Origin of the sequence: Bacillus sp. TH50, from assembly GCF_016650565.1 — a bacterium.
GTDB classification, from domain to species: Bacteria; Bacillota; Bacilli; order Bacillales; family Bacillaceae_G; genus Bacillus_A; species Bacillus_A mycoides.
This window is the reverse complement of the sequence record NZ_JAEKFM010000003.1, coordinates 2,760,159-2,777,068: the sequence shown is the minus strand read 5'-3', so window position 1 is coordinate 2,777,068 and position 16,910 is coordinate 2,760,159. Positions and strand designations below refer to the sequence as shown.

The window sequence follows — 16,910 nt, the reverse complement described above, 5'->3', positions numbered from 1 at the left end:
GAAAAGGGGGAAGGAAACAATGATCGATTATGCATGGCTCATACCGCTTTTCCCGCTTGTTTCGTTTTTGTTACTTATTGTGTTCGGGAAGAAAATTAGAGAGGGAAGTAGTGTACTAGGTATTTTCTTTACCTTTCTCTCCTTTATATCCGCGGTAGTGGTACTAATAGAACGATTTTCATCCGAGGCAGTGAAGCATAAGTGGGTATGGCTTAGGGTAGGAGATATAGACATATCATTTGGTTTTGAAGTTACCGCATTAGGGGCTTTAATGTTGTTTATCGTTACACTTGTGAGTTTTCTTGTACATGTGTACTCAAAAGGTTATATGAAAGGTGACACCAGATTACCAACCTTTTATGCATATTTAGGGCTCTTTACCTTTGCGATGCTTGGGCTAGTTATATCGACGAATTTATTACAGCTTTATATATTTTGGGAGTTAGTCGGCCTTGGTTCGTTTTTACTTATCGGTTTTTATTTCTTTAAAGAAGAAGCGAAGGCTGCTGCGAAAAAGGCTTTTATTATGACACGCATTGGGGATGTTGGGCTATTTATTGGGATGATATTAATTTTTTGGCACGCAGGTAGTTTTGAATATGACGCGATTTTTAAAGCGATTCATACGGGCGACCTCTCTCCTTCTATGATTACAATAACGGCGATATTAATTTTTATCGGTGCGATGGGGAAATCGGGTCAGTTCCCGCTTCATACATGGTTGCCAGATGCAATGGAAGGACCGACGCCTGTTTCGGCGCTTATTCACGCGGCAACGATGGTTGCAGCCGGCGTATATTTAGTAGCGACGATGTTCCCGCTATTTTCAGCAAGTGCGGTAGCGATGCAAACTGTGGCAATCGTTGGGGCTTTCACCGCAATCTTTGCGGCCTCTATCGGTCTAGTGCAAACAGATATTAAGAGGGTTCTTGCTTATTCTACAGTTAGTCAGCTCGGGTATATGATGCTTGCGCTAGGCTCGGCTGGTTATGTAGCTGGTATCTTTCACTTAACGACACACGCCTTTTTTAAAGCATTATTGTTCCTGGCAGCAGGAAGTGTAATTCATGCAGTCCATACGCAAAACATTAATAAAATGGGCGGTTTACAGAAAAAGATGAAAGTAACCGGTGCACTATTTTTAATAGGCACACTTGCAATTAGTGGTGTTCCTCTTCTTTCCGGATTTTTTAGTAAAGATGAAATTTTAGCGGCGGCTTGGATGAATGGCAATTACTTTCTATTCGTTTTAGCAGTAATTGCGGCATTTCTAACAGCATTTTATATGTTCCGTCTATATTTTCTTGTCTTTACGGGGGAAACGAAGACGAAGGAAGAGGTGCATGAATCACCTCGCACCATGACGTATCCGATGATTGTCCTTGGTGTCCTTGCGGTAGTGGCAGGTTATATAAATACACCATGGTTCGGAATGTTTCTTGGGGATTGGCTTACGAAAGATATAGGATTCCAGGTGAAGGAAGTGCATGGACCTGTTTGGATTATGGTTGTTGCGACGCTCGTTTCATTTGCGGGAATTGCCCTCGCATATTTAATATATGGCAAGAAATCTATCTCTAGAGATTGGGCCGGCGGAGAAGGGACGTCTCTTTATAACCTTTTGAAAGAAAAATATTATGTGGATGAACTATACAATGCGGCAGTACTTCCTATTACGAAAGGAATCGCTCATGTGCTTCGCTTATTTGAAGTATACGTTGTAGAAGGAATCGCAGTTTTAATTGCTGGACTCGTTAAAGGTATGAGTGGACTAGGATCACGGCTTCAAAATGGGAATGTACAAGTGTATGGAACTGTAACAGCAGTTTCGCTCGCAGTGCTCCTAATTATTTTGTTATATACGGGAGGGGATTTACGGTGAATGGATTGCTATTAACGTTCTTCATTTTTTCCCCGCTTTTAGGAATTCTCTTGCTTTTATTAACGCCGAAACGAGAATCGCGTACAGTGCAGGCGCTTGGTTTATTCGGAACGGCGCTTCCATTTGGAATTGCTATCGTCCTTGCTTGTACATACGCTTCAGGAAAGAGCTTATCGATATTTGATGAAAAGGTGAAATGGATTCAATTTGGGGATTTCACAGCAGTGGACAAAAGGTGGTTTTCAATTTATTACGAGCTCGGCATTGATGGTTTATCGCTTGTAATGATGGTGCTCACAGCCCTTCTAGCGATGCTTGCAGCAATTGCGGCATTTTCTATTAAAAGAAATTTGAAAGCATTCTACATGCTGTTACTCATGTTAGAAATAGGTATGCTCGGTGTCTTCGCTGCTCAAAATTTAATGTTGTTCTTCATGTTCTTTGAGATTACGTTGCCACCAATGTTTTTATTAATTGGCAAGTGGGGGAAATTGTCGAGTGAAAAGGCTGCATATAGTTATTTAATATATAACGGTATTGGATCAGCTATTTTACTTATCGTTTTCTCGGTTTTATTTGCGAAAACAGGTACAACAAATATTGCGGAGCTTAAAGAAATATTAACGAGTGTAGGTGCTGGGAGAGGAATGGCCGTCTCAAGTAGCGTACAGTTCGGCTTGTTTCTTGCCATAATGATTGCTTTTGCGATTAAACTCCCTGTTTTCCCTTTGCATCGCTGGATGGTCAATGTACACATAGAAGCGCATCCTGCTGTAGTTATGCTTCACGCGGGGGTTTTGCTGAAGATTGGCGCGTACGGTATTGTTCGCTTCGGGAAAGGATTATTCCCAGAATATTTTCGTGATTTTGCAACGCTAATTGCGATTTTAGGGGTAATTAATTTATTGTATGGGGCCTTTCTAGCACTCATCCAAACGGACTTTAGAAAGGTACTTGCTTACTCTAGTATTTCGCATATGGGCATTGTATTAATGGGGCTTGCGGCGTTAAATGCACCAGGTACACAAGGGGCATTGTTCCAAGTTGTGTCTCACGGTTTAATTGCGGCCTTACTCTTTTTCTTGCTTGGCATTATTGAAGAGCGTTTCGGGACTTCGGATATTACAGCACTTGGTGGACTTGCAAAAAGTGTTCCGGTGCTTAGCGGTTTCTTCCTAGCAGGCGGTATGGCATCGCTTGGAATGCCAGGGATGTCCGGATTTATTAGCGAATTCCTTGCCTTTCTCGGTTTATTCCAAGGGAAACCTGTTATCGCCGCCGTCGGTGTAATTGGAATTATTTTAACCGCTGTATACGTATTAAGAGCGACACTTCAAATGATATTTGGTAAGAAAGAATGGGAAGCGAAATTTGATATACACGGATGGGAGTACGTTCCTGTTATAGTGCTTATCGTTTGTATTATTGCAATTGGGGTAATGCCAGAACTACTAGGGGATCCACTTCAAACTACATTGAAAACATTGGGGGTGAAGTAGGATGGATATGAACACGTTACTTAGCTTATCATGGCATCTCATGGTACCAGAATTCATTATTCTCGGGGCAGCCATCCTTCTTTCCATATGTGATTTGTTTTTTAAGCTGAACCATAGGTACGTTGCGATTGGTGCAATTGCCGCTGCCTTGTTAGCGATCGTGTCATTAATGACGCTATATAGCGAACCGGCAGGAGATATTTTAAATGGATCGTTTGTACTAGATGGATTTTCAAAAGGATTTAAAACGTTGTTATTAGGCGGAGCAGCTCTCGTTTTATGTATGGCAATAAGCGATGACAAGAAGGAGCCTATTCAAGATAAAGGAGAATATTATTATTTGTTTTTAATGGCGATTCTTGGAGCGATGTTCATGGCTTCTAGCGTTGATTTCATCACATTGTTCGTTGGTTTAGAGTTGCTTTCGCTCTCTTCCTATATTTTAGTAGGAATCCGAAAAAGAAACCGCGCATCGAATGAGGCTGCAATGAAATATGTCATTAACGGAGGAATTGGAACAGCAATTACACTCTTTGGAATGAGTTATTTATACGGTATTACAGGGTCGACCAACATAGTGGAAATGCAAAAGGTATTTACGCAAGGATTGGCTGGGGGCATTCAGTTATTGTTAGCTCTCGCATTTCTACTACTGCTCGTTGGACTCTCATTTAAAATTGCAACAGTGCCATTTCATATGTGGGCACCAGATGTGTATGAGGGAGCGGCTACACCTGTCACTGCTTTTCTCGGAACGATTTCTAAAATTGCTGGTTTTCTACTCATTACGCGTTTGTTTCTTATGGTGTTTGCAGGTGTGGCAATCCAAGGAGACGCACAATCTTTGTACGGGCGTATGAGTATATACATTGCGGTACTAGCTAGTATTACGATGATTGTTGGGAACGTAGTAGCATTAAAGCAATACAACGTAAAACGTCTATTTGCCTATTCGGGTATCGCGCATGCTGGGTATTTGCTAGTCCCTCTTGTAGCGCTATCACAGTTTACGATGGATAGTATGTGGTTTTATATGCTTGCATATATGCTTATGAATATAGGGGCATTTGCAATCATCCACGGATTAATCTTACAAAACGATAAGGAAAATATGACTATTTTTACAGGGTTATACAAGCGATCCCCATTTACAGCTATAGTGATGACGGTCTTTATTTTATCGTTAGCTGGAATACCAGGGACAGCAGGTTTCATCGGAAAAATTAACATTTTTTTAGGGGCACTTCATGTTGAACCTGCTCATTACGTATTAGCTTCTATTATGATGGGGACGACGATTATTTCATTCATATATTATTTCCAAATATTACAGCAAATGTTTTTCCGCAAGGGAGAAACAGAAGAAAAGCTCCGATTACCGTTAAATATAAAGATTGTCATGAGTCTTTGCGCAATTTCAATTGTAATACTAGGGATTATGCCGATGATTGGTTACAATTTCTTTTATGAACATTTTCCATTAATGAAGGATTTCTTCTTCTTGGGGAACGTGGTACAATAGTGGAAATAAAAGGTGTAGAGTCCGTACTCTACGCTTTTTATTTTGGAGTAACAGCAAATGAAAACGTCTATAGGTACATGTTTTCCGAGAGAAAATTACGATGTAAGATGCTTATTTGCGTTTGAAAAAGTGTGGCTCCTACTTATTTATGGTATCGTTTTTTACATTTTGCGTAAGTAGTAGCCAAGCAAAAAAAGGGGTCGATTTTTTGGCACATCTTTTAGGGCAACAAGCACTGATTGCCATTGTTTCGCATTTATTGTTTATTACCATTACGTGGTGGGCCTTACAAGGTATTCACATTGAGCGCTTAATGAAGTCTGGAAAAGTGATGCAGACGAGAGTATTACTTATCCTAATTACAATTGCAATTGGGACATCTGTAAGTAACTTTTTCCTTGATTATTTAGGCTATTCAAAGAGTTTAACGTATTTAGTAAAGTAAGTGTATAGAACCTCATATCTCCGTTAACAATGGGGATAGGAGGGGATGAAATTGAAGTTTAAAGCCATTCTTATCGTTATCGTAAGTGTTGTTTTATTTTTGGTTGGATATAAAGAGATGAAACCTATAAGCGACGAACAGAAAATGGAGAGCATGATTGCAGCTTTAGAGAAGAACGATGCAAAAGTAGAGCGGTGGTCATGGTTAGCGCGAGAAACGAAAACAATTTCTAATATACATACGTTTCAAAAATTGTTAAACGATGTGAAGGAAGAGGCAAACATCGAAAGTTGGGAATTAGAACAATCTCCAGATGGATATAAGGCTACATCCTATAAAAAATCTTCTTCACATGAAGAACGAATAGTAGTAACTTGGAGTAAGGAAAATACTAAAGAAAACACTTTTATTATTCTTGAAGTGAGCGGGGCGAAATGGGACCCGAAGTACGTTCAGAACATGGATAAAATTTTTAGTGAAAAACCTATAATTTACACTTGTGTTCAAGGTGTACTGAATGATAAGATTGAAGGTGTTTTGCAAAATAAAACCAATCAGGTTTTGAAAGATCTTTCAGCAAGAGCGATCGAACAGATAGAAGAAAGAGCATTTGTATCAGTCTCCGCATATAATAAAAAGTGGAATGACGCTCTTTCAACAAATAGAGAGAAAATAAATGTGCAAATAGCAATACGTTCTACAAACAACAAAGATACAATTGTGGTTGGCACACCGATCATAACTTCTGAGTATTGAGTGAATAGATACTGAAAAAAGGACACGGAGGGGAATAATTTGGAAAAGATCATCGTCCGTGGCGGAAAGCGGTTAAGCGGCACAGTGCGTGTTGAGGGCGCAAAAAATGCTGTATTACCTATAATCGCTGCAGCCCTATTAGCGAGTGACGGAAAGAATGTACTATCTGAAGTACCAGTATTATCTGATGTATACACAATTAACGAGGTATTACGTCATTTAAATGCTGAAGTCGTATTTGAAAATAACCAAGTAACAATCGATTCTTCTAAAGAATTAAACATTGAAGCACCATTTGAGTATGTACGTAAGATGCGTGCATCTGTTCAAGTAATGGGACCATTATTAGCACGTAACGGTCGTGCTCGTATTGCACTTCCTGGTGGATGTGCAATTGGTTCACGTCCAATTGACCAACATTTAAAAGGCTTCGAAGCAATGGGAGCGAAAGTAAAAGTTGGTAACGGATTTGTTGAGGCACACGTAGAGGGCGAACTAAAAGGAGCTAAAATTTATTTAGACTTCCCAAGCGTAGGCGCGACAGAAAACATTATGTCTGCAGCTACATTAGCAAAAGGGACAACAGTCCTTGAAAACGCAGCGAAAGAGCCAGAAATCGTTGACTTAGCTAACTTCTTAAATGCAATGGGAGCGAAAGTACGTGGAGCTGGAACTGGAACGATTCGTATTGAAGGCGTTGAAAAATTATATGGTGCAAACCACCCTATTATTCCTGACCGTATTGAAGCAGGAACATTCATGGTTGCAGCGGCAATTACAGGTGGAGACATCTTAATTGAAAATGCTGTGCCTGAACATTTACGCTCAATTACAGCGAAAATGGAAGAAATGGGTGTTAAAATTATTGAGGAAAATGAAGGTGTACGTGTTATCGGCCCAGATAAGTTAAAAGCGGTTGATATTAAAACTATGCCTCATCCAGGTTTCCCAACAGACATGCAATCACAAATGATGGCATTATTACTACATGCTGATGGAACAAGTATGATTACAGAAACGGTATTCGAAAACCGCTTTATGCACGTTGAAGAATTCCGTCGTATGAATGCTGATATTAAAATCGAAGGTCGTTCTGTAATTATGAACGGTCCAAGTAGCTTGCAAGGAGCTGAAGTTGGCGCAACTGATTTACGTGCTGCAGCAGCATTAATCTTAGCTGGTTTAGTATCAGAAGGTTATACTCGTGTAACAGAGTTAAAACATCTTGACCGCGGTTATGTAGACTTCCATAAGAAATTAGCTGCATTAGGTGCAACTATTGAACGTGTAAACGAAAAAGTAGAAGAAGTGAAAGAACAAGAAGTTTCTGATCTTCACGCTTAATTGAAGTAGTCTCTATGTCTTTTGACATAGGGGCTATTTTTTTTTGGGTTATTACTGTTATAGTCAATAAATTCTATACTTATGCACGTCTCAGTAAAAATATTTAGAAAATTTTTGTTTTATTCCACTATTTGCGGTCAGTAAAACCCCACTGATTATAGTTTCACTTTATACCGATACCCCCAAGTATGTTCTAAAAGATCCCGTATTTCCATAAGAATGAAAGGAATCCAACTTTATATTGGGGGAATAGGATGAAATTTTCAAAGCCACTTTTCATTACAGTAGCGCTCTTAATAGCGCTCGTTATCATTGTACCTGCTGCTCTTGTTATTCCGTTTGCGAAAGCAAAAGTAGGGGAAGAAGCAGCTTCTAAAACTCCTCCAGCGATAGAAAGTATACCAGCTCCAGGGAAAGTGGATACAGCGGTTCAAGTTGCTGTATATCGTGATCAGCAGAAGAAGGTAGAAACATTACCTATGGAGGAGTATGTGGCCGGTGTAGTAGCTTCTGAGATGAATGCCAGCTTTGAAATAGAGGCGCTAAAGGCGCAGGCATTAGCAGCAAGAACATTTGTAGTGCAGCGCATGCTAAGCGGAGGTAAGAAAAACAATGCGGACGTGACAGATACGGTGAAAGATCAAGTGTACAAAAGCAAAGAGGAATTGAAGAAACAATGGGGTAATAACTACGAAAATAATTTAAAGAAAATTGAGGAAGCCGTTTCGAAAACCGCAGGACAAGTTTTAACGTATGATGGAAAACCAATTTCAGCATCCTTCTTCTCAACGAGTAACGGACGAACAGAAAATGCAGCTGATTATTGGGGAAATGATTATCCATACTTAAAGAGTGTAGATAGTCCGTGGGATCAAGCCTCTCCAAAATTTACGAGTGAGCAAAAATTCACAGTAGCTGATTTTCAAAAACGTCTCGGTGTGAAAGTACTAGCAAACGGAAAGGTTGGTAATATTAAAGACCTTACGGAAGGAAAGCGAGTAAAGGATGTAGAGTTCCAAGGGAAAACATTAACAGGAAAACAAGTTCGTGAAAAGTTAGATTTACGCTCCTCAGACTTTACGTGGAAACAAGAAGGGGATAACATCACCGTTACGACGAAAGGATTCGGTCACGGCGTCGGTATGAGCCAGTACGGTGCGAATGGTATGGCAGGGGAAGGTAAGAAATATACAGAGATAGTCGCTTATTACTATAAAGGCGTTGAAATAAAGACGATGAATGATTATGAAGGGAAATTGATGGTGAAGAAGTAGGTGTCAGGGGTTTCCTGATACCTACTTCTTTTTTGTTTAAAATATCATAATCTTCCATTAATTGTTTGGTATAATAGGATAAAAACATTTGGGGGAGACGAAATGGCGCTACTGGAGTTGAAACAGTTAGGGAAGACGAACCAGTTACCGGCAATTGAGCTAGAGGTTGAGAAGGGACAATGTGTTGTTTTGCAGTGTAATAACCATACAGCTAAAGTGTTGCACCGCATCATTATCGGTGAAGAAGAAGCTTCAACTGGGAATGTACTATTTGAAGGCACAGCGATTGGAAAGAAGAATTATTCCCGCATTGGTTTTTGTTTTTTGAAAGATGAAGCATACGACCGTTTGAAGGTGAAGGAGTACTTCAAGTTTATATTAGGGCTTTATGAATCCAATATGAGTATGGAAGAGGTAGTACAATATGTCGGTCTCCTAGATAAGTTGAACGTTAAAATAGAAAAATTATCATTTTCAGAGAAACGCCGTCTTCATCTTGGGCGAGTTATGATTCATAATCCGGATTTAGTTATTTTAGAAGAGCCAGAGCAAAATGTCGATACAGAGAGTACGATCATTATTCGAAAAGCGATTATGAAAATGAAAGAGCAAGGAAAGGCAATCTTTATTACGTCCTCCTTTTTATCAGATGCCCTTTCGCTGACAGAAGATGTATACATATTAAATAACAATGGTGTGAAAAAGGTAGAAATTGAGCAAGAAGAAGTGAAAGAAGTTGACGAAGAAAAGGTCATTCAAATGATTCCGCAAATGAAATTAGAAAGGATACCAGCGAAAGTGAATGATAAAATCATTTTACTGGATCCGATGGAAATCCATTTCATTGAAACACAAAATGGAGTGACACATATTCATGTGCGCGAAGGTGATTTCGTATGTACATTAACATTAAGTGAACTAGAAGTGAGATTAACAGGATTCGGGTTCTTCAGATGTCATCGCTCGTACCTCGTTAATTTACAAAGAGTACGAGAAGTCATTACGTGGACACGTAATAGTTTTAGTTTAATTTTGGATGACGAAAGAAAAAGTTCAATCCCGCTTTCAAAAGGAAGAATGGATGAGTTAAAAGGTGTAATTGGGATATAAAAATGCTCCGATAAGCTCAAAATACGATTCATTCAACAGTAAAAATACTCCTTTTACTGGTATTTTACTGCGTAAACCCTTTGTTTTTCATATGATTGAGTCAAGAAAAGCGAAACAATCAAATCGAAACTTGCGAAAGTAAATTTCATCTATAAAAGAAAAACAAAGGGGATGACGAAATGACATTGGCAATTGAAATGAAAGATGTAATGAAAAGTTTCGATGGAAAAACGGCCCTTCGAAATGTAAATATTGAGGTAAAGCAAGGAGAAATCTTTGGATTCCTCGGACCGAGTGGATCTGGAAAAACGACAACCGTAAAAATATTAACATCTCAATTGCTTCATAGTATTGGAACGGTACGAGTATTGGAGAAAGACATTACAGGACCAAGCAGCATCGATTACAAACGAATCGGCATTTTAACAGACAATAGCGGCTTATACGAAAGACTTAGTATTTATGATAACTTACTATTATTTTGTGACTTATACGATTGCAAAAAAGAACGAATTGATGAAGTGTTAGCACAAGTGAACTTATTGGATGATAAAAAAACACAAGTGAAAAAATTATCAAAAGGAATGAAGCAGCGTGTCACACTAGCGAGAGCGATTCTTCACAAACCAGATATCCTCTTCTTAGATGAACCAACATCTGCACTTGATCCAGTAAATGTGCAAAACATTCATAAAATCTTAAAAGACTTAAATAAAGAAGGAACAACGATTTTTTTAACAACGCACAACATGGACGAAGCAGAGACGCTTTGTAACCGTATTGCCTTTCTGTGCGGCGGAGAAATTGTAGCGCTTGATACACCAGAAAACTTGCGATTAAAATACGCGAAAGATCAAATACAAGTTGTGTTAAAAGATAAACAAAAAGAAACAGTGAAAAAAGACGAATTAGGTGCAAAACGTATTTCAGAATGGATGAACAAAGGAGAATTACTATCCATTCATTCACACGAACCAACTTTAGGTGATATCTTTATTGAAGTTACTGGGAGGGGATTATAATGACATTTTCAATGAGACGTTTATCAGCTATTTTTAGAAAAGAAGTACAAGATTTTAAGACGAATTCACAAGTGTTGTTAATGGCATTTTTACCAATTATATTTTCATTTTTATTTAGCAGATTTGGAGCGGGAAAGGAAATGTTAGGCACTACTACTATAACGGCCTTCCTATTTGTCGCAGGCTTTGTTCAATCTATGGTAATTGCAGAAGAAAAAGAAAAACATACACTACGTGTGTTAATGTTATCCCCAGCATCTTCTGTTGAAGTTCTTCTTGGAAAGAGTTTATTAACAGCGGGTCTGACGATGGTCATTTGTATTGCAAATTTATTCATTTTAGATCAGTTAAATATCAATCTTCCATTGGTAGGATTGATATTCCTATGTGGAACTATTTTATTTATCGTGCTTGGAACAATGATCGGATTACTTGCATCTTCTGTACCACAAACATCATTAATTGGAATGCCTATTTTAATGACGATGTATTTAGCTGTACAATTTGAGTCACTAGTTGAAAATAAAACAATTAAGACGATGATTGAATATCTTCCAACATCTCATATTGTAAAAGCAATTAACAGCTTAGTAGGTGGGGCAGGGTTTAGTAGTATTGGTGGGCATGTATTAAATATTACAGTTTGGCTTATCATTTCGCTTATTGCATGTTTGATCGTATATAAAAAGAAACAAATGGACTAAAAACTGAGCTGAAACGCTCGGTTTTTTCCTTTTTCTATCATTTCCTCGGAAATTTTGCAATTCCTATACATATTTTTACAGATTTTGTCGAAAAGTAATTAGTTATAGGTTGTATAGGATGAGTGAATATTGTTCAAAATGATTGCTGAGGTGATGATGGAATGCGAGGAAGAAATAGTAAAAAGTCGCAAAAAGTAGTACATTTATTTCAAAAAAGATGGGTGTTTCCGGCACTATATATTGCTTGTGCAGCGGTAATCTTAATGGTTGCGCTATGGTTCCAGGGAGCTAATCCAAAGAAAGCTCCGAACCAAGATCAAGCAACACCGTATACACAAACGGAAGATCCGGCAGTACCAGTAACAAAATCTTCAGAAGTAGTGAAAATGCCAGCTGCAGTAAATGCAGAAGTAGTAGTACAGAAGAAATTCTATGAAGATGCAGCATCAGAGGCGGAACAAGAAAAAGCACTTGTCTTTTATAACAACACATATTCCCCGAATAAAGGAATTGACATTGCTGCGAAAAACGGAAAAGAATTTGATGTTACAGCTGCTTTAAGTGGTACAGTAACGAAAGCTGAAAAAGATTCACTTCTTGGTTATGTTGTAACAGTAGATAGTGGAAATGGTGTAGCAGCATCTTATCAAAGCTTAGGCAGTGTGAAAGTAGAAAAAGGTGCAAGAGTCGCGCAAGGTGAAGTGTTAGGAAAATCAGGTCTAAATGCAATGAATAAAGATGCAGGTTCTTACGTTCACTTTGAAGTACGTAAAGACAATGTGGCTGTGAACCCTGAGCGTTATTTAAATAAATCAGTAGCAGAAATTAAAGCTGATGCAGGTGCTGCAAAGGCGACAAATGCTTCTGGTAAAAAAGCTGATGACAAATCTCAAAAAGAAGAAAAGTCGACAAGCACGAAACCAGAAGATAAGTCTCAAAAAGAAGAGAAACCAACAAGCGGCTCGACTAGTGATAAAGAGACGAACGGCAAACAAGATGAGAAATCTCAAAAAGAAGAGAAATCGACAAGCGGTTCGACTAGTGATAAAGAGACGAACGGCAAACAAGATGAGAAATCTCAAAAAGAAGAAAAATCAACAAATGGTTCTACAGAATCATCTAACAGTTCTTCTTCACAAGAATAATAAAGTAAAAAAATCAGTTCTCATTAGGAGAGCTGATTTTTTTATCCCGCATTAACGGGCAGTAAGACGCCCACCTCAAAATTCAGTTGGAGCAAAGAAGTTAGGTGGGAGATCAACTGCCCGTAAACGCCCGATTGGTGAAGGCTAATAATCAGTGGGGGATGAACAAAACCCCCTCTGATTAAAGTTTCACTTTATTTTCATATAAAAATAATCAATTTCGAGAAAAAAATTGCAATAACAAGGAAAAATGACGATATTCTCGAATATATATTACAAAAGGGAGGGGATACTGTGTCATTTTTATCTGTTCTGTCGATTGCTATCATTTTATTGTTTGTTTTATTCGCTTTATATTATTATATTGCCGGTAAGAAAGAAGTCCCCCACCATCAGTTGTTAGAAGAAGAATATGAAAGAGAAGAGTGACACCTTTTATAAAGAGGTGTCACTTTTTTTCGCCATAATTGTCATCGTTAACGTATTTCTCACAAAAAAACGTAATTTTTCTTAACTTAGTCCGCAAAAATAGTGAACATGTAGCATATATCAGTAGTGCGGGCAATACAATGGTATAAACCAATGCAAAGAGAGTGTTTGAGGTGAGAAATCGTGAATCATTTCATTATAAATCCAAGAATGTTTAACGCTTACAAACAGCACTCACATTTACTTCATAGTCGTATGCAGCGAGTCTCATTTCACACTTCTCACATCCAATTTAGGGAGGCGAGTGGTGTGCACGATTACATCAAAGAGAGAACTATCAAGATTGGCAAGTATATCGTGGAGACAAGAAAGACAGTGCGTGTAATCGCAAAGGAATTTGGGGTATCAAAGAGTACAGTCCATAAAGATTTAACAGAACGTTTGCCAGAAATTAATCCAGAGCTCGCAAATGAAGTGAAAGAAATTCTTGATTATCATAAGTCTATTCGTCATTTAAGAGGTGGAGAAGCAACAAAGCAAAAGTACCGAAAAGAAGATACAGAAAACCCTGTGCGCCAATAAATCTAAAATAGCAAACATTCCTTGCGAATTCGGTAATATTTTTCAGAAGAATTCTTTTTGCGAATATTACGTTTCTGTTAAATTTATGATAAAATCAGAAATTAGGTGTAAAAGAATTCGGGTGTAACCTGATTTTGAATATCGAGGAGGAAATGACGGGAATGTTTGCGCGAGATATCGGAATTGACCTAGGTACGGCTAACGTATTAATTCATGTTAAAGGTAAGGGTATTGTATTAAATGAGCCATCTGTTGTGGCAATTGATCGTAATAGTGGAAAAGTATTAGCAGTAGGTGAAGAAGCAAGAAGTATGGTGGGACGTACACCTGGTAATATTGTAGCAATTCGTCCGCTTAAAGATGGTGTAATCGCAGATTTCGAAATTACAGAAGCAATGTTAAAGTATTTCATTAACAAATTGGACGTGAAGAGCTTCTTTTCAAAACCTCGCATTTTAATTTGCTGTCCAACAAATATCACATCTGTAGAACAAAAAGCAATTCGTGAGGCTGCTGAACGTTCAGGTGGTAAAACAGTATTTTTAGAAGAAGAACCAAAAGTAGCCGCAGTTGGTGCTGGTATGGAAATCTTCCAGCCAAGCGGAAACATGGTTGTTGATATTGGTGGAGGTACAACAGATATTGCCGTACTTTCTATGGGTGATATTGTTACCTCTTCCTCTATCAAAATGGCTGGCGATAAGTTTGATATGGAAATCTTAAACTACGTTAAACGTAAGTATAAGCTATTAATTGGAGAACGTACTTCAGAAAATATTAAAATTAAAGTTGGTACAGTATTCCCAGGTGCACGTAGTGAAGAGCTTGAAATTCGCGGACGTGACATGGTAACAGGTTTACCACGTACAATTACAGTATGCTCTGAAGAGATTACAGAAGCACTAAAAGAAGACGCAGCTATCATTGTACAAGCTGCAAAAGGCGTACTAGAGCGCACACCACCAGAACTATCTGCGGACATTATCGACCGCGGTGTTATTCTAACAGGCGGAGGAGCTTTATTACACGGTATCGACATGCTTCTAGCAGAAGAATTAAAGGTACCAGTATTAATCGCTGAAAACCCAATGCAATGTGTTGCTATTGGTACAGGTATTATGTTAGAGAATATCGATAAGTTACCACGTCGTGCATTGAAATAAAGTGAAAAAGAGCTAAGGGAAAACCTTAGTTCTTTTTTTTTATTTTTTTAATTCTAATTTTTTACGAAAACGGAAGAATAATAGAGGAAAATAAAGAAATGAGGTGATATATCCGTATATACAGTTAAATTTAATGTTTTCTTATTTGAAAACGTATGTAATATAATGATTCGGAATACGACATTAAGGCAAAAAATGTTCAAATACATATTGCCTTTCCCTAATTTGGGCATACACTCTTTTCTACCTCCGTGTCAGTTGCTGGGAAGTGCAACTATTTTAATGGAATAGAGTGTGTGCATTTTTTTATAATAGAGAGTAAAGTGTTACTTTATAATGACAAATAATAAACAAAATGGGATAATAACAATATGTCCAAGTGGTAAGACCAATATTACAAAAGGGGCGATTGTTACATGCTAAATATAGAACAAATTAAAGAAATCATTCCACACCGTTATCCATTTTTACTTGTTGATAAAATATTAGAAGTGGATGAGGGAAAAAGAGCGGTTGGAATTAAAAATGTATCTGCAAACGAGGAGTTCTTTAATGGACACTTCCCAGATTATGCAGTTATGCCTGGTGTACTTATTGTAGAAGCATTAGCACAAGTTGGGGCAGTTGCTGTATTAAAGAAAGAAGAAAACCGCGGGAGACTTGCTTTCTTCGCAGGCATCGACAACTGCCGCTTCAAAAAACAAGTACGCCCAGGTGATCAACTTCGTTTAGAAGTAGAAATGACACGCGTACGTGGACCAATCGGAAAAGGAAAAGCAATCGCAACAGTGGATGGTGAAGTTGCATGCGAAGCTGAAATTACATTTGCAATTGGTGATAAGAAAGAATAGATAGTAATTAAAAAAATCCTTCTGTAATATGCAGAAGGATTTTTTTAATTACTATATTTTTTGTTTGAAATATTAAAATGCAGAGTAATCAGAATTTTAATTGTAAATGAATGGGAGTTTGTATATAATGACGCTATAAATATCTTGGAATCAAGATGAATGATAGCGCGATAAAGATAGAGATGCCGTTGTCACATTATGGAGGTTATAAGATAGGACAAAGGTTATTATGATTCGTTATGATGAACTGTAGAGGAAAGTAATGGGGAAATTTAACGGTAGAAGTAAATGAAAAATAGGCGTAGCATATCGAGCATAAAAGAGAAAAAGGGAAAAGGTCGCATTTTGAAAAAGGAGACTAGAACATGTTCGGAAGAAAGAAAAGAAAACCATTACGACAATTAATTACACATAAAGAGCCTAAATCACGTATTACAGAACAATACCGTAACATTCGTACGAACATTGAATTTACATCTGTAGATAACCATATTCGTTCTATTATTGTCACTTCAGCAGATCCAGGAGACGGGAAAACAACGACTATTTCTAATCTAGCAGTTGTTTTCGGTCAACAAGGGAAAAAAGTATTGTTAATTGGGGCGGACTTACGTAAGCCGACATTACAAAACTTATTTGCGGTTCACAATCCAAATGGTTTAACAAATTTATTATCAGGACAGGCTTCGTTTATGCAATGTATTCAAAAAACAGATATAGATAATGTATATGTCATGCCAGCAGGCCCAATTCCGCCAAACCCTGCAGAACTACTAGGATACCGTAAAATGGACGAAATGCTTTTAGAGGCATATAAGATGTTCGACGTCATTCTAATCGATACGCCTCCTGTGCTGGCGGTTACAGACGCGCAAATACTTGCAAACAAATGCGATGGAGTTGTATTAGTAGCTCGTAGTGAAAAAACAGAAAAAGATAAACTGATAAAGGCGAAACAAATATTAGATAAAGCATCTGGAAAACTACTTGGCGTCGTTTTAAATGATAAAAAAGAAGAACAAGAACGATATGGATATTATTAGAAAATAATGTGTAAAATAGTAATTCTTAAAGCTGGTAAGTGTTGTTACCAGCTTTTTTGAATTATTTTAAAATTATATATTGAATTATATAAAAAAAATGATATAATGGGAATTTTGTAAAATTAATGGAATGTGTTGT

16 protein-coding genes are annotated in these 16,910 nt (G+C 37.8%); all 16 read left to right on the top strand.

The window, feature by feature from the left end; genetic code table 11:
* Positions 1-19: 19 nt before the first annotated feature.
* The 16 genes from nuoL to JFU23_RS14445 all read left to right on the top strand — a co-directional run bounded on the left by nuoL (position 20) and on the right by JFU23_RS14445 (position 16,771).
* Positions 20-1,882, top strand: coding sequence for an NADH-quinone oxidoreductase subunit L (gene nuoL, locus JFU23_RS14520; RefSeq protein ID WP_201032168.1), 1,863 nt, complete (start codon positions 20-22; stop codon positions 1,880-1,882).
* A complete protein-coding gene (locus JFU23_RS14515) occupies positions 1,879-3,381 on the top strand; it encodes an NADH-quinone oxidoreductase subunit M (RefSeq protein WP_201032167.1) in 1,503 nt (500 codons plus the stop codon). Before nuoL ends, JFU23_RS14515 begins: the two co-directional genes overlap by 4 nt.
* A gap of 7 nt (positions 3,382-3,388) precedes the next feature.
* Positions 3,389-4,903, top strand: coding sequence for an NADH-quinone oxidoreductase subunit NuoN (gene nuoN, locus JFU23_RS14510; RefSeq protein ID WP_341850031.1), 1,515 nt, complete (start codon positions 3,389-3,391; stop codon positions 4,901-4,903).
* A 208-nt stretch (positions 4,904-5,111) separates the two neighbouring features.
* Positions 5,112-5,348, top strand: coding sequence for a DUF1146 family protein (locus JFU23_RS14505; RefSeq protein WP_002016201.1), 237 nt, complete (start codon positions 5,112-5,114; stop codon positions 5,346-5,348).
* A 51-nt stretch (positions 5,349-5,399) separates the two neighbouring features.
* A complete protein-coding gene (locus tag JFU23_RS14500; protein ID WP_201032165.1) occupies positions 5,400-6,104 on the top strand; it encodes a YwmB family TATA-box binding protein in 705 nt (234 codons plus the stop codon).
* A 39-nt stretch (positions 6,105-6,143) separates the two neighbouring features.
* Positions 6,144-7,448 (top strand): UDP-N-acetylglucosamine 1-carboxyvinyltransferase, encoded by a 1,305-nt coding sequence (gene murA / locus JFU23_RS14495; RefSeq protein ID WP_002068497.1) that lies wholly within the window; start codon positions 6,144-6,146, stop codon positions 7,446-7,448.
* A 254-nt stretch (positions 7,449-7,702) separates the two neighbouring features.
* Positions 7,703-8,722, top strand: coding sequence for a stage II sporulation protein D (gene spoIID, locus JFU23_RS14490; RefSeq protein WP_201032164.1), 1,020 nt, complete (start codon positions 7,703-7,705; stop codon positions 8,720-8,722).
* A 102-nt stretch (positions 8,723-8,824) separates the two neighbouring features.
* Positions 8,825-9,832, top strand: a complete 1,008-nt coding sequence (locus tag JFU23_RS14485; protein WP_201032163.1) for a LytTR family transcriptional regulator DNA-binding domain-containing protein — start codon at positions 8,825-8,827, stop codon at positions 9,830-9,832.
* A gap of 179 nt (positions 9,833-10,011) precedes the next feature.
* Entirely contained in the window at positions 10,012-10,854 is an 843-nt protein-coding gene (locus JFU23_RS14480; RefSeq protein WP_144512916.1) for an ABC transporter ATP-binding protein, read from the top strand.
* Positions 10,854-11,558, top strand: a complete 705-nt coding sequence (locus JFU23_RS14475; RefSeq protein ID WP_201032162.1) for an ABC transporter permease — start codon at positions 10,854-10,856, stop codon at positions 11,556-11,558. Before JFU23_RS14480 ends, JFU23_RS14475 begins: the two co-directional genes overlap by 1 nt.
* 161 nt (positions 11,559-11,719) lie before the next feature.
* Positions 11,720-12,703 (top strand): stage II sporulation protein SpoIIQ, encoded by a 984-nt coding sequence (gene spoIIQ, locus JFU23_RS14470; RefSeq protein WP_201032161.1) that lies wholly within the window; start codon positions 11,720-11,722, stop codon positions 12,701-12,703.
* A 294-nt stretch (positions 12,704-12,997) separates the two neighbouring features.
* Positions 12,998-13,132, top strand: a complete 135-nt coding sequence (locus tag JFU23_RS14465; protein WP_002016211.1) for a hypothetical protein — start codon at positions 12,998-13,000, stop codon at positions 13,130-13,132.
* A gap of 309 nt (positions 13,133-13,441) precedes the next feature.
* A complete protein-coding gene (gene spoIIID, locus JFU23_RS14460; protein ID WP_002089714.1) occupies positions 13,442-13,714 on the top strand; it encodes a sporulation transcriptional regulator SpoIIID in 273 nt (90 codons plus the stop codon).
* A gap of 161 nt (positions 13,715-13,875) precedes the next feature.
* Positions 13,876-14,877, top strand: coding sequence for a rod shape-determining protein (mreB, locus tag JFU23_RS14455; RefSeq protein ID WP_002130035.1), 1,002 nt, complete (start codon positions 13,876-13,878; stop codon positions 14,875-14,877).
* A gap of 416 nt (positions 14,878-15,293) precedes the next feature.
* The gene (gene fabZ / locus JFU23_RS14450; protein WP_000931959.1) at positions 15,294-15,728 is read left to right on the top strand and encodes a 3-hydroxyacyl-ACP dehydratase FabZ; all 435 of its coding nucleotides are present in this window, start codon (positions 15,294-15,296) and stop codon (positions 15,726-15,728) included.
* 365 nt (positions 15,729-16,093) lie between these two features.
* Entirely contained in the window at positions 16,094-16,771 is a 678-nt protein-coding gene (locus tag JFU23_RS14445; protein WP_201032160.1) for a CpsD/CapB family tyrosine-protein kinase, read from the top strand.
* Positions 16,772-16,910 lie beyond the last annotated feature (139 nt).